Annotated in this window: 14 protein-coding genes and 1 pseudogene; 7 read left to right on the top strand and 8 right to left on the bottom strand. The window is 71.1% G+C overall.

Going from position 1 to position 13,387, the window contains the following annotated elements; translation table 11 throughout:
* The first annotated feature begins 59 nt into the window (after positions 1–59).
* The 5 genes and pseudogenes from ung (at position 60) to ACQP0U_RS28710 (ending at position 3,325) form a co-directional block, all read left to right on the top strand.
* Positions 60–761 (top strand): uracil-DNA glycosylase, encoded by a 702-nt coding sequence (gene ung / locus ACQP0U_RS28730; RefSeq protein ID WP_433313111.1) that lies wholly within the window; start codon positions 60–62, stop codon positions 759–761.
* A gap of 100 nt (positions 762–861) precedes the next feature.
* Positions 862–1,538 (top strand): annotated as a pseudogene (gene tsaB, locus ACQP0U_RS28725) (tRNA (adenosine(37)-N6)-threonylcarbamoyltransferase complex dimerization subunit type 1 TsaB).
* On the top strand, positions 1,535–2,017 hold the full coding sequence (gene rimI, locus ACQP0U_RS28720) for a ribosomal protein S18-alanine N-acetyltransferase (protein ID WP_433313108.1): 483 nt from the start codon (positions 1,535–1,537) through the stop codon (positions 2,015–2,017). The pseudogene tsaB and the gene rimI overlap by 4 nt, the downstream one beginning before the upstream one ends.
* Positions 2,010–3,056, top strand: coding sequence for a tRNA (adenosine(37)-N6)-threonylcarbamoyltransferase complex transferase subunit TsaD (tsaD, locus tag ACQP0U_RS28715; RefSeq protein WP_433313105.1), 1,047 nt, complete (start codon positions 2,010–2,012; stop codon positions 3,054–3,056). Before rimI ends, tsaD begins: the two co-directional genes overlap by 8 nt.
* 14 nt (positions 3,057–3,070) lie before the next feature.
* A complete protein-coding gene (locus tag ACQP0U_RS28710; RefSeq protein WP_053660576.1) occupies positions 3,071–3,325 on the top strand; it encodes a hypothetical protein in 255 nt (84 codons plus the stop codon).
* A 24-nt stretch (positions 3,326–3,349) separates the two neighbouring features.
* On the opposite strand, the gene ACQP0U_RS28705 is transcribed toward ACQP0U_RS28710, so the two are convergent.
* The 8 genes from ACQP0U_RS28705 to ACQP0U_RS28670 all read right to left on the bottom strand — a co-directional run bounded on the left by ACQP0U_RS28705 (position 3,350) and on the right by ACQP0U_RS28670 (position 10,898).
* On the bottom strand, positions 3,350–4,090 hold the full coding sequence (locus tag ACQP0U_RS28705) for a DUF4142 domain-containing protein (protein ID WP_433313102.1): 741 nt from the start codon (positions 4,088–4,090) through the stop codon (positions 3,350–3,352).
* A 125-nt stretch (positions 4,091–4,215) separates the two neighbouring features.
* Complete coding sequence (locus tag ACQP0U_RS28700; RefSeq protein ID WP_433313100.1) at positions 4,216–4,512, bottom strand: DUF1707 SHOCT-like domain-containing protein; 297 nt, start codon at positions 4,510–4,512, stop codon at positions 4,216–4,218.
* Between the two features lie 19 nt (positions 4,513–4,531).
* Positions 4,532–5,713 carry an ROK family protein gene (locus tag ACQP0U_RS28695; RefSeq protein ID WP_433313097.1) on the bottom strand — a complete coding sequence of 394 codons (1,182 nt, stop codon included), beginning with the start codon at positions 5,711–5,713 and terminating at the stop codon, positions 4,532–4,534.
* A 22-nt stretch (positions 5,714–5,735) separates the two neighbouring features.
* Positions 5,736–6,998 carry a sugar ABC transporter permease gene (locus ACQP0U_RS28690; RefSeq protein WP_433313094.1) on the bottom strand — a complete coding sequence of 421 codons (1,263 nt, stop codon included), beginning with the start codon at positions 6,996–6,998 and terminating at the stop codon, positions 5,736–5,738.
* Positions 6,995–7,813: an ATP-binding cassette domain-containing protein gene (locus tag ACQP0U_RS28685; protein WP_433313092.1), complete on the bottom strand. Its 819-nt coding sequence runs from the start codon at positions 7,811–7,813 to the stop codon at positions 6,995–6,997. The genes ACQP0U_RS28690 and ACQP0U_RS28685 overlap by 4 nt, the downstream gene beginning before the upstream one ends.
* Before the next feature lie 114 nt (positions 7,814–7,927).
* Positions 7,928–9,013: a sugar ABC transporter substrate-binding protein gene (locus tag ACQP0U_RS28680; protein ID WP_433313089.1), complete on the bottom strand. Its 1,086-nt coding sequence runs from the start codon at positions 9,011–9,013 to the stop codon at positions 7,928–7,930.
* A gap of 179 nt (positions 9,014–9,192) precedes the next feature.
* Positions 9,193–9,672, bottom strand: coding sequence for a Cys-tRNA(Pro) deacylase (ybaK, locus tag ACQP0U_RS28675; protein WP_433313086.1), 480 nt, complete (start codon positions 9,670–9,672; stop codon positions 9,193–9,195).
* Positions 9,673–9,701: 29 nt separating this feature from the next.
* Positions 9,702–10,898 (bottom strand): THUMP-like domain-containing protein, encoded by a 1,197-nt coding sequence (locus ACQP0U_RS28670; RefSeq protein ID WP_433313083.1) that lies wholly within the window; start codon positions 10,896–10,898, stop codon positions 9,702–9,704.
* Positions 10,899–11,243: 345 nt separating this feature from the next.
* On the opposite strand from ACQP0U_RS28670, the gene groES reads away from it, so the two are divergent.
* Together groES and groL are read left to right on the top strand one after the other, a co-directional pair.
* On the top strand, positions 11,244–11,558 hold the full coding sequence (gene groES / locus ACQP0U_RS28665; RefSeq protein WP_030330046.1) for a co-chaperone GroES: 315 nt from the start codon (positions 11,244–11,246) through the stop codon (positions 11,556–11,558).
* Between the two features lie 70 nt (positions 11,559–11,628).
* The gene (gene groL / locus ACQP0U_RS28660; RefSeq protein WP_433313080.1) at positions 11,629–13,269 is read left to right on the top strand and encodes a chaperonin GroEL; all 1,641 of its coding nucleotides are present in this window, start codon (positions 11,629–11,631) and stop codon (positions 13,267–13,269) included.
* Positions 13,270–13,387: the final 118 nt, after the last annotated feature.

The raw sequence follows: 13,387 nt of genomic DNA, 5'->3' as shown, positions 1-13,387 counted from the left end.
CGCTGTCGTACCCGATGCCTAGAGTGCGGGGGACCGACCCGCGCTGTGAGAGGTTTCTGATGCCCGACGACGCTCCCGCCCTGGATCTGCTGGCCCTGCTGCCGGAGCAGTGGCGTGCCGTGCTCACCCCGCACCTCGACCCGGCGCGCACCGCCGCGCTGGCCGAGTTCGTCGCCCGGGAGTACGCGACGCAGACGGTCTTCCCGCCTCTGGAGGACCTGTTCTCGGCATACCGGCTCTGCCCGCCGCAGGGCACCCGGGTGCTGATCCTCGGGCAGGATCCTTACCACCGGGCCGGGCAGGCACACGGGTTGAGCTTCAGCGTCCGCGAGGGTGTGACGGTGCCGCCGTCGCTGCGCAACGTCTTCAAGGAGCTGGGCGAGGACGTGGGCGTCGCCAAGCCGCGCAGCGGCAACCTCGACGGTTGGGCCGCCCAGGGCGTGCTACTGCTCAACGCGGTGCTGACCGTCCGGCAGGCCACCCCCGGCTCGCACGCCAACGCCGGCTGGGAGGAGTTCACCGACGCGACCATCCGGGCACTGAACGCGGCACCGGACCGGGTGGTATTCCTGCTCTGGGGTGGCTACGCCCGCAAGAAGGCCGCGCTGGTCACCAACCCGCAGCACGTGGTGCTGGAGGCGGGTCACCCCAGCCCGATGAACCCGCGCGGCTTCCTCGGCAGCCGCCCGTTCAGCGCCGCCAACAAGGCGCTCGCCGACGCCGGCCTGCCGACCATCGACTGGGAGCGCACCGCCGGCTGAGCTGGCCCTCGGCTGTACGCGCCGCCTGGTCGGGGCGTGCGCTGGGGGCGGGGCGGGGCGTCACCCGGGGCTCCGGGCGGGGCGGCTAGGCTGGCTTACCGTGCTCGTACTCGTGGTGGACAGCTCGACCCCGCGGTCACCGCGGCGCTGGTGGAGGTCTCGGCAGCCGGCGTGGCGTCGCGGGCGCACCGGTGCACGGTCGACGCCCGCGCGCACGGTGAGCTGCTCGCGCCCCAGGTGGACGCGGTCCTCGCCGACGCCGACGCGCGCCCCCGTGACCTGACGGCCATCGTCGCCGGGCTCGGTCCAGGGCCGTTCACCGGGCTGCGGGTCGGTCTGGTCACCGCCGCGACCATGGGTCAGGTGCTCGGCATCCCCACGTACGGTGTCTGTTCGCTGGATGCCATCGGCTACCCGGCGGCGTCCGGCACGCCGGTCCTGGCCGCCAGCGACGCCCGCCGCAAGGAGCTCTACTGGGCCGTCTACGACGGTGCCGGCCAGCGGATCGTCGGGCCCGAGGTGTCCGCGCCGGCGGTGGCCGCCGCCCGCGCCCGCGAACTGGGCGCGACGATCGCGGTCGGTGACGGGGCGCACCGCTACGCCGAGGTCCTGGACCTGCCCGTTCGGGTCGAGCCGCGCTACCCGGACGCGACAGTGCTGGCGCTGCTCGCCGCCGAGCGGATCCGGGCCGGCGCGTCCAGTGAGCGGCTCGTCCCGCTCTACCTGCGCCGCCCCGACGCGGTCGCGGCGACCGGCCGCAAACCGGTCCTGCCATGACGGCGGTACGGCTCGAACCGTTCCGCTGGTGGCACATCGACGACGTGCTGCCGATCGAGGCGGATCTCTTCGGCGCCGAGCAGTGGTCGCCCGCCATGTTCTGGAGCGAGCTTGCCAACCGGCACCACTACCGGGTCGCCGTCGACGAGGACGGTTCGGTACTCGGCTACGCCGGGCTCGCCGGGGTTCCGCCGGACGAGGTGTGGGTGCAGAACATCGCCGTCCGCCGGGACGCCCAGCGGCGCGGCGTCGGCCGCGCCCTGCTGGAGGAGTTGCTCGCCGAGGCGGTCCGGCGCGATGCCCGCAGCACCCTACTGGAGGTCGCCGTGGACAACGCCGCAGCCCAGCGCCTCTACGCGATGTACGGGTTCGAGCCGATCGGGGTGCGACGCGGCTACTACCAACCGAGCAACACTGACGCGCTGGTCATGCGGCGCGACGCCGAGCCGACCGGGGACGGACCACACGACCATGGCTGACGAACCACTGATCCTGGGTATCGAGACCTCCTGCGACGAGACCGGTGTCGGCATCGTGCGGGGGCACACCCTGCTGGCCGACGCGCTCGCCTCCAGCGTCGAGGAGCACGCCCGGTTCGGGGGTGTGGTGCCGGAGGTGGCCAGCCGGGCACACCTGGAGGCCATCGTGCCGACCATGGACCGGGCGCTGCGCGAGGCCGGCGTCACGCTTGCCGACATCGACGCGATCGCTGTCACCTCCGGGCCGGGGCTGGCCGGCGCGCTACTCGTCGGCGTCGCCGCCGCCAAGGGGTACGCGCTCGCCGCCGAGAAGCCCATCTACGGCGTCAACCACCTCGCCGCCCACGTGGCGGTGGACACCCTTGAGCACGGCCCACTGCCCGAACCCGCCATCGCGCTCCTGGTGTCCGGTGGCCACTCGTCCCTCCTGCTCGTCGACGACCTGGCCCGGGGTGTCACCCCGCTGGGCGCCACCATCGACGACGCGGCAGGGGAAGCGTTCGACAAGGTCGCCCGGCTGCTCGGGTTGCCGTTCCCGGGCGGTCCGCCCATCGACCGGGAGGCCCGGGCCGGCGACGCCGCCTCGATCGCCTTTCCCCGTGGCCTGACCGCCGCGAAGGATCTCGCCGCCCACCGGTACGACTTCTCGTTCTCCGGCCTGAAGACGGCGGTGGCCCGATGGGTCGAGGCCCGTCAGCGTGCCGGCGAGCCGGTGCCGGTGGCCGACGTCGCCGCATCCTTCCAGGAGGCGGTCTGCGACGTCCTGACCAGCAAGGCGCTCGCCGCCTGCCGGGCGCAGGGCATCGAGACCCTGGTCATCGGTGGGGGAGTGGCGGCGAACTCGCGGCTGCGGGCGCTGGCCGAGCAGCGGGCCGAGAAGTACGGCATCCGGGTCCGGGTACCCCGGCCGAAGTTGTGCACCGACAACGGCGCGATGGTGGCCGCGCTCGGTTCGCACCTGGTCGCCGCCGGGGTCGCTCCGAGCCGACTGGACCTGCCCGCCGATTCGGCACTGCCGTTGACCACGGTCAGCGTGTGACGGCGGCAGCGGACATGATCGTGCGGATGTGGGAGGCGCGTGCCGAGGCGTACGGAGTCGCCGACCTGATCACCTGGGTGTGCGACACGGCCCTACCCGAGTTGGAGCACGACCCGCTCCACGTCTCCAGCGAGGTCTTCTCCTCCACCGACCACCGCGTGGTGGTCATCTCCAAGTGGCGCAGCAACCCTCGCCCACTGCCGGACCCGCCAGCCCTGCTGGTGGCCCGCGCCCCGCACTCCTGGGATTTCACCCAGGTCGACAGGTGACGCGAGCCACCAACGGGAGCAAGGTCAGCTGCGGCGCAGCATCCGGTAGGTGGCGATGCCGCCGGTGCCCAGCGCGGCGAGGAAGACCAGCCAGACGACCGTGCTGCTGACTCCGGGCTGCGGGCCGGCGTTCGCCCCGGCGGCGGCCAGCAGGCCGTCCTGGCCGGGGGCGGGCAGCGCGGCCGGCGGCAGTTCGGGCCACCGAACCAGTCCGGTGGACTCCAGCATCTGCATGTGATGCGTGACGAAGCCGGTGGCGTCCTCGCAGAGCTTGCGGACGGTGGCGTCCCGGGTGCTGGCCCGTACTGCGCTGATCACCGGGAGAATGCTGCCGTGGGCGACCCGGAGGCGGGTCACGAAGATCTGGTCGAACCGAGCGCCGGAGGCGTCCTTCATCTCCGTCAGCCAGCCCTTTTGTTGGGCCGTCGGCTCGCTCGGGATGGTCGCGCCCAACTTGTTGGCCGCGTCGACCACGAGCTGGTCGAGCCTCTGGTGCTCACCGGCGATGCCGGCGCCGATCTCCCGTACCTTTGCCGACTGTCCCTTCTCGGCGGCCATCTGGCCGGCCGGCATCTCCCACAGCCCGGCCAACCGCACGCCGTTGAGCAGTGTCATGTCGGCGGCGTTGAGCTGTCGCCCGCCGGAGGGGGCGGCGACGGCCGCGCCGGGCAGGACACCGACCCCCGCGATGATCGCGATGAGCAGCATCGCCGCTCGGTGGGTCCGATTGCCCAGTCGGCGATGGGCGGATCTGAGCGGTGCCATGTCTGTGGTGCCTCCTCGGTCCGGACCGGATCGCGTCTGGACCGGGCAGCCGTACCCTGCCGGTTGCCCGTCCGCCCACTGGTACGGACTGATCGCGCGATCAGTTCACCGCAGGGCGACCCGGATCAGCGGGTGACGGAGAGCAAGGCGCCGAGCAGCAGCAGGGTGAGCGCGGCGGCGGCGAAGACCATCAGCAACTCCTGACGCCCGCGCCCGACCGGGCCGGCGTCGACGATCGGATCGGGCAGGGCCGGTAGGTCGCGGGTCAGCGCGGCCAGGTCACCGAGGGTGCGCGCCGTCCACACCGCACCGGCCCGATCGGAGAACTCGTCAAGCGTCAGCCGGCCCGCCGCGGTGTGCTGGTGCAGCGCGGCGACCACCCGGTTGCGGTCGTCGTCGGAGGCGCGCAGCTCGACATCCACGCCGGACAGCGTACGCGGGTCAGCCGACGTCGAGGGGGTCGGCGAGGAGCCGTTCGAAGGCCAGCTCGGCGGCACCGATCAGGGGCGCGTCCGTACCGAGTTTCGGCGTGCGCAGCCGGACGTGCTCCAGGCAGGCCCCGAGCGCGTTGGAGTTGAGCCGGCTGCGGATCTGGGCCGCCGCCGCGAGGTAGAGGTCACGCATGGTCCCCCCGAAGATGACCATCTCAGGGTTGAAGACGTTCACCAGGTTGGCCACCCCGAAGCCGAGCCAGTCACCGGCCTGGCGGACCGCCGTCTGCGCCCGAGCGTCCCCCCGGTCGGCGGCGTCGAAGACCTCGAGCAGCGCCTCACGACCCCGGGCATCGGAGCGTCCGGCGGCGCGCAGGAGGCCGTGCTCGCCGATCTCGGTCTCCCAGCAGCCCCGGGAGCCGCACTCACAGGGCCTGCCGTCACGGACCACCTTCATGTGGCCGACCTCGCCGCCGTACCCACCGTGCCCGGTCAGCCGGCGCCCACCGGCGATGATGCCGGCACCCACGCCGACATCGCCGTACAGGTAGAGGACGTTGTCGCAACCCGCCGCCACACCCCGTGCGTGCTCGGCGAACGCGGCGACGTCGGCGACGTTGCCCACTGTGATCGGCACGTCGATGCCCAACTCGTCGGCGAGGGCCGCGCCGATCGGTTCGTCCACCCAACCGGTGGTGGGGCCGAGTCGGACCAGGCCGTCGTCCCGGCGGACCATGCCGCAGACCGCGACGCCGGCACCGACGCAGATCGCGTCCGCCGGCACCAGTTGCTGCATCTCCTTGACCGCGCCGGCCAGCAGCGGCGCGGCCTCCGCGGCCAGCAGGCCGCGCGGCCGGTCCAGATCCCGGCGGTCCAGGACCGCGCCGCCCAGCCCGATCCGGGCCGCGCGCAGCCGGTCCACCTCCACTGAGTACGCGTACGCATAGACCCGGGCCGACTCGGGCCGGACGACAAGTGACGGTCGTCCGGCCCGGCCGGTCTCCTTCGGTGCCCCTTCGCTGACCAGCCCCACTGCGGACAGGTCGGCGGTGAGCGCACCGATGGTGCTGCGGTTGAGGCCCAGCGTGGTGGTCAGTTCGGCACGCGTGGTCGCCCCGTGGACGTGCACGTGCCGCAGCAGGGCCCCGAGGTTCTGCCGTCGGACGTCATCCTGGCTCGGTCCTGGGCGCATGCTGGTGCTACCTCCCGCGCGGTCAGCGGGTGCCGGTGGCTGCCGCGCGGCGGCGGGAGAGCGCGTCGACGCTGGCGGCGAGCAGCAGCACGACGCCGGTGACCACGTACTTGACTCCCGCGCTGTACCCCATCAGGCCCATTCCGTTTTCGATGACCGCGACCACCGCGCCGCCGAGCACGGCGTCGAGGACGCGGCCCTTGCCGCCGAAGAGGCTGGTGCCACCGATCACGGCGGCACCGACCGCATAGAGCAGTACGTTACTGCCCCCGGTGTTCGGGTCGACGGAGTTGGCCCGGCTGGCCGCCACGATGCCACCGATGGCGGCCATGGACGAGCAGATGACGAAGACCGAGATCCGGATCCGGTCGACGTCGATGCCGGCCCGGCGGGCCGCTTCCCGGTTGCCGCCCACTGCGTAGATGTGCCGGCCGTAGCTGGTGCGTTGGAGCACGAAGGTCCAGATGACCAGCAGCACCGCGATGATCGGCACCACGATCGGCACACCCTTGAGCGAGACGATGAGGACGTTGCGGCTGCGCTCCAGGTTGAGGACGTACATCGCGGTGCCGAGGATGACGGCGAGCCCGCCGATCCGCAGCGCCACCACGGCGATCGGGTCGGTGATCAGACCGCGGGCCACCCGGTTGCGGTGGCGCAGCAGTTGAACCGCCGCGTAGCCGACGACCGCGAGGGCGGTCAGCGCCCAGCCCAGGGTGGGGGCGAGGTTGCGGTTGGCGATGGCGACCAGCACCTCGTCGCGGACCGAGATGTTGGTGCCCTCCTTGACGAGCAGCAACACCACACCCTGGAAGGCGAGGAAACCGGCGAGGGTGACCACGAAGGACGGGATGCCGATCTTCGCGACGAGCATGCCGAGCGTGGTGCCGATGACCACACCGGTCGCGACCGCGGCGAGCACGGCGACCCACCACGGGTAGCCGAGCACCGTGACCACATTGGCCAGCACCGCCGCGCAGACGCCGCTGGCGAACCCGGCGGAGAGGTCGATCTCGCCCAGCAGCAGAACGAAGACCAGGCCCATTGCGATCAGCGTGACCGCCGCGCCCTGGGTGAAGAGGTTGGCGAAGTTGCCGGCCGACAGGAACGACGACGGCCGCATGATCGCGAAGACGGTGCAGAGCACGATCAGGCCGAGCACTGCTGGTAACGCGCCGACGTCGCCACCGCGTACCCGACTCAGGTAGTTGCGGACGTGGCCTCCGACGGTCGGCGCCGGTGTGACGGCCGCGGGGCCGTCGTTCCGCACGGCGGTGGTGGTCATCGGACGCCTCCTGAGATCGAGTCGGCCGGCTGCGGGCCGTCGCCGTTGCTGCCCGGGTCGGTGGCGAGGCCGAGCCCGCCCGAGCGCCCGGCGGTGATCAGCTCGACCACCTGGGCGTGGGTGATGTCGGTGGTCTTCACCTGGGCGACCATCTGACCGAGGTACAGCGCGGCGATCCGGTCGGAGACGGCGAAGACGTCGTTCATGTTGTGCGAGATGAGCACCACGGCCAGGCCGTTGTCGGCGAGTCGGCGGACCAGTTCGAGCACCTGGGCGGTCTGTGCCACGCCGAGCGCCGCGGTCGGCTCGTCCAGGATGACGAGCCTGCTGTTCCAGAGCACCGCCTTGGCGATGGCCACGGTCTGGCGCTGGCCGCCGGAGAGGCTGGACACGTGCTGGCGGAGTGAGGTGACGGTGCGGATGGAGAGCCCCGCCAGGGTTTCCGCGGCGAGCTGTTCCATGGTCGGCTCGTCCAGGACGATGCCGCTGCGCTTCTCCCGCCCGAGGAACATGTTCTGCACGATGTCCAGGTTGTCGCAGAGCGCGAGGTCCTGGTAGACGACCTCGATGCCGAGCGCGGCGGCGTCGCGGGGGCTGCCGATGTGCACCGGTTCACCGTTGAACAGGAACTCTCCGGCGTCGGTGGGGTGGATGCCGCTGATGCACTTCACCAGGGTCGACTTGCCAGCGCCGTTGTCGCCGACAAGTGCTGTCACTTCGCCCGGGTGGACGGTCAGGGCGACGTCGCGGAGCACCTGGACGGGACCGAAGCTCTTGTCGATCCCGCGGAGTTCCAGCAGGGGGGTCGCGGACACGGGGGTCTCCTTCTTAAGGGAGGGTCGGGGCCCGTCCGGCGGGCGCCGCCCGGCACGGGAGGGTGCTCCCGTGCCGGGCGGCGATGGTCGTTCCGGCGGGTACTGCGGCGTCGGTCAGCTGATGCCGGCTTCGGCGCAGAACTTGACGTACGCCGCGGTGCAGACCTCTTCCTTGGTCACGTAGCCGTCGGCGATGACGTCCTTGACGCTCTCCTTGTAGATGGCCTTCGGGGTGAGCAGCACCGAGGGGACGTCCCGGTCACCGTCCTTCACCGTCTGGCCGGTGTCCTTCTTCTCGCCCTTGGCGAGGGCGATGGCCAGGTCGGAGGCGGCCTTTGCCTCTTCCCGGACCGCCTTGTAGACGGTCATGCACTGGTCGCCGGCGAGGATGTTCTGCAGGCCCTCGGTGCTGGCGTCCTGCCCGGTCACCGGCACCTTGCCGTTGAGCTTGTTCTTCTTGAGGATCGAGATGGCCGCGTTGCCGAGACCGTCGTTGGCGGCCAGCACGCCGTCGATCTTGCCGTTGGCCGTGGTGAGCTGCTGCTCGAAGATCGTCGCGGCCTGCGCGTTGTCCCACGCCGGCACCGCGTCCTCAGGGCCCTTGACGTATTCCTTCGAGTCGAACTTCGGCTTGAGCACCGAGTCGTAGCCGGCCTTGAAGAGGGTGGCGTTGTTGTCGGTGGGGGAGCCGTTCAGGTACGCCACGACGGGGTTCTTGACGTTCTTCTCAGTCAGGCACTTCGACAGACCCTCGCCCTGGAGCTTGCCGACGGTCTCGTTGTCGAAGCTGACGTAGTACTGGGCGGAGCCGCCGAGGGTGAGCCGGTCGTAGTCGATGGTCGCGACGCCCTGCGACTTGGCCTTGTCGAGCACGGCCTTGCCGGTGCCGGAGTCCAGGTTGACGATCATCAGGGCGGTGACGCCGCCGGTGATCATCTGGTCGGCGATGGTCTGGAAGGCGGTCTTGTCGTTCTGGGCGTTCTGGATGTCGTACTGGACGCCGGCGGCCTTGAACGCCTCCTCCAGGAACCGACGGTCCGCTGTCTCCCAGCGGGCCGAGGACTTGCTGTCCGGGAGGATCACGCCAATCTTGGGGGTCTTGGCGGCGGCGCCCTTGTCGCCGGAGTCGTCGCCACAAGCGGTCAAGCCGCCGGTCGTGAGCAGGCCCACGGCGGCGATGGTGAGGATCCCCTTACGCATGTGCAGGGTCCTTTCGGAGGTGGGGGAGGTGTTGTTTTGTTGTGTCCGGCAACGTATTTCGCGTCACACCGGCTCCACAAGACCGCGCAGGTGGCTAGTTTGTTGGGAGCGATAACAATTCAGCAACGCGACTGTTACTCCGCGGGTATCCCGTGGAGCAGTCGACGTAACGAAGCTCGTCAGTGGGTCTGCAACGGCGCGGTGCGGGCATCGGTGAGCGCCACCAGATCCGCCGCGGCCAGTTCGAGTTGCAGACCACGCCGACCAGCCGAGACGTAGATCGTCGGCAGGTCCAGCGCGGATTCGTCAAGCACGGTGGGCAGTCGCTTGCGCTGCCCGAGCGGGCTGATCCCACCGCGTACGTAGCCGGTTGCCCGCTCGGCGACCGCGCGGTCCGCCAGCGCCGCCCGCTTGCCGCCGACCGCCGCCGCGAGCGCTTTGAGATCCAGCTCGCCGGTGACCGGCACGACCGCCACGGTGAGCGCGCCGTCGACCTCGGTCACCAGCGACTTGAACACGCGCTCCGGTGCCACGCCGAGCGCCACCGCCACCAACGCGCCGTAGTTCGGGGCGTCCGGCGCCACCCGGTACGGATGGGTGCGATGCGCGATGCCGCGCTTGACCAACAGTGCCGTTGCCGGCGTGCCCTGTCCCGCCACAGCGACGACGTTAGTGCCTGTGTCAGGTGCTAATCGACCGGCCGGCCGACCAGCACCGTCGGTGCGCCGTCGACCCGGGTGAGCACCAGACTCGCCGCCTCGTCCCCGGCCAACCGCAGGTCCCGTCGGAGCTGCTCCGGGGTGAGCGCGGAACCCCGCTTGAGGATCTCCACGCGGCCCACCCGCCGCTCGCGCAGCAGCGCCCGCAGTCGCTTGAGCGAGAACGGCAGCACGTCGGTGATCTCCAGACAGCGCGCGTACGGGGTTCGGGTCGGCTGGTCGGCGTAGAGGTACGCGATGCTCGGATCGCCAAGGGTGGCGTCCAGGTCGGTGGCCAGTTCGGCGACGAGGTGCGCGCGGACCACCGCCGGGTCCGGGTCGTACAGGTAGCGGCGCGGCGGCCCGACCGGCGCCTCGGTGGCGCCCGAGCCGGTGAGCTGGTGGCGGTGGGCCTCGGCGCCCCGCTGGCGGTAGAGGGTGGCACGACGGGGCACCTCCGCCAGCTCACCGCACCAGAGCGCGGCCTCGACCAGGTCGCCGTCCACGCCGACCCACTCCGCCTCCGCGCCGGCCGGGATGAGCGCGTGGTCCAGGCCCGGCGCCACCTTCACCACTGTGCGCGGCACCCGCTCGGCCAGCCCGGTGACGAAGTCCCACGGTGGCGAGTAGGCGCGCGGGTCGAAGATCCGCCGCCCGGTGCCGGTGGCGCGGCGGGCCGGATCACAGAAGACCCCGTCGACCCCTGACACGTCGAACCCGGTCGCGTCACCGCACTCGACAGTGAACAGGTCGGCCAGCCCGGCCGCCTCGGCGTTGGCGGCGGCCATCGCGGCTGTCACCGGATCGGCCTCCACGCCGTACACCCGGATGCCGGCACGGGCGGCGGCCAGCGCGTCGGCCCCGAGCCCGCACCCGAGGTCGGCCAGGGTGCGCACGCCGGCCGCGTACAGCCGGGCGGCCCGACGGTCGGCGACCACCCGGCGGGTGGCCTGCTCCAGGCCGGGACGGGTGAGGAACATCCCAGCGGCGGCCGTGCCGAACTTGCCGACCGCCCGGTGGCGCAGCTCGGCCTGGGTGAGTGCCGCCGCGGCCAACGTCGGCGGCACACCGGCCGTGCGCAGCGCCGACGCCGCGGTCAGTGGGTCACCGCCAGCCAGCCCGGCCGCCGCCGCGAGCGCGGCCGACCCCTCGGGGGTACGCAGCGCCGCCAGCTGATCGAGATCCACCCGGCCATTGTCCCGGCCCGGTCAGGCTGCCCGGACGGTGGTGTCAGCCGGCAGGCCAACCGACGGTAGGAGCATGGCCGCGCGGGGGCGTGTTGCGGTAACCGCCGGCGGAACTGTGGCGACACGGACAGCGGCGCGCTGGCACTCTCCTTGACGGAGTGCTAGCCACGGAATAACCTGCGATTAGCACTCTCACCCTGAGGGTGCCAGCTTCCGGGTCTCGCGACCCGGGTGCGCACGCCAGGCGGACCGGCACCCGCGACGACGGCACCGCCCGGTGGCATGAGGCAGATTGACGCTGGTCAGCCCCGCTGGCCAGCAACGAAACCAGTACCCCAGGAGGGTATGCCCGTGACTACCGCGACCAAGGTTGCGATCAAGCCGCTCGAGGACCGCATCGTGGTCCAGGCGAACGAGGCTGAGACCACCACGGCGTCGGGCATCGTGATCCCCGACACCGCCAAGGAGAAGCCGCAGGAGGGCACCGTCCTCGCTGTGGGCCCGGGGCGCGTCGACGACAACGGCAACCGGGTTCCGGTTGACGTGCAGGTCGGCGACACCGTCCTCTACTCGAAGTACGGCGGCACCGAGGTCAAGTACGCCGGCGAGGAGTACCTGGTGCTCTCCGCCCGCGACGTCCTCGCGGTCATCGAGAAGTAAGCAACCGATCAGTGCCACTGCCCCGGTCCGGCTCGCCGGGCCGGGGCAATGGCGCTTCGAAGGGACATTAATGGCGAAGATCCTGAGCTTCTCGGACGACGCCCGGCACCTGCTGGAGCACGGTGTCAACGCCCTCGCGGACGCGGTCAAGGTCACCCTCGGCCCGCGCGGGCGCAACGTCGTCCTGGACAAGAAATTCGGTGCGCCGACGATCACCAACGATGGTGTGACCATCGCCAAGGAGATCGAGCTCACCAACCCGTACGAGAACCTTGGCGCGCAGCTGGTCAAGGAGGTGGCGACCAAGACCAACGACGTCGCCGGCGACGGGACCACCACCGCGACCGTGCTGGCCCAGGCCATGGTCCGCGAGGGTCTGCGCAACGTGACCGCCGGGACCAACCCGGCCGGCCTCAAGCGGGGCATCGACGCGGCGGCCGCCAAGGTCTCCGAGGCGCTGCTCGGCCGTGCCGCCGAGGTCACCAGCAAGGAGTCGATCGCGAACGTGGCGACGATCTCCGCGCAGGACTCCACGATCGGCGATCTGATCGCCGAGGCAATGGAGCGCGTCGGCCGCGACGGTGTCATCACCGTCGAGGAAGGCTCGATGCTCACCACCGAGCTGGACGTGACCGAGGGTCTCCAGTTCGACAAGGGCTTCATCTCGCCGAACTTCGTCACCGACCTGGAGGGTCAGGAGTCCGTCCTCGAGGACGCGTACATCCTGGTCACCACCCAGAAGATCTCGGCGATCGAGGAGCTGCTGCCGCTGCTGGAGAAGGTCCTGCAGAACAGCAAGCCCCTGCTGATCATCGCCGAGGACGTGGACGGCCAGGCGCTGTCCACCCTGGTGGTCAACTCGCTGCGCAAGACCCTCAAGGTCTGCGCGGTCAAGGCCCCCGGCTTCGGTGACCGGCGCAAGGCGATGCTCCAGGACATCGCGATCTCCACGGGCGCCGAGCTGGTCGCCCCGGAGCTGGGCTACAAGATCGACCAGGTCGGCCTGGAGGTGCTCGGCACCGCCCGGCGCGTCGTGGTCGACAAGGAGAACACCACGATCGTCGACGGCGGTGGCCAGAAGGCCGACGTCGCCGACCGGGTGTCCCAGATCCGCAAGGAGATCGAGGCCTCCGACTCCGACTGGGACCGGGAGAAGCTGGCCGAGCGGCTGGCGAAGCTCTCCGGTGGCATCGCCGTCATCAAGGCCGGCGCGGCGACCGAGGTCGAGATGAAGGAGCGCAAGCACCGCATCGAGGACGCCATCGCGGCGACCAAGGCTGCGGTCGAGGAGGGCACTGTGCCCGGCGGCGGCGCCGCTCTGGTGCAGATCCTCTCGGTGCTCGACGACGACCTGGGCTTCACCGGTGACGAGAAGGTCGGCGTCTCGGTCGTGCGCAAGGCGCTCGTCGAGCCGCTGCGCTGGATCGCCCAGAACGCCGGTCACGACGGTTACGTCGTGACGCAGAAGGTCGCCGACCTCAAGTGGGGCAACGGCCTCGACGCCGCCAAGGGCGAGTACGTCGACCTGGTCAAGGCCGGCATCATCGACCCGGTGAAGGTGACCCGCAACGCGGTCACCAACGCCGCCTCGATCGCCGGTCTGCTGCTCACCACGGAGAGCCTCGTGGTGGAGAAGCCGGAGCAGGCCGAGCCGGCTGCCGGCGGCGGTCACGGCCACGGTCACGGCCACCAGCACGGCCCGGGCTTCTGATCCGGTAGCGACGACACCGGGGCGCACCGCCGTACGGCGGTGCGCCCCGACTCGTCTGGCAGGCTCGCAGGTCATTACCGAACGCTGACGTTGTTGGCGACCCGGCGAGATGATCGCG

The organism is Micromonospora sp. CA-269861 (assembly GCF_050948505.1).
Lineage (GTDB): Bacteria > Actinomycetota > Actinomycetes > Mycobacteriales > Micromonosporaceae > Micromonospora.
Note: the sequence above shows the minus strand (reverse complement) of the source record. Positions and strands in the feature narration are given on the sequence as shown.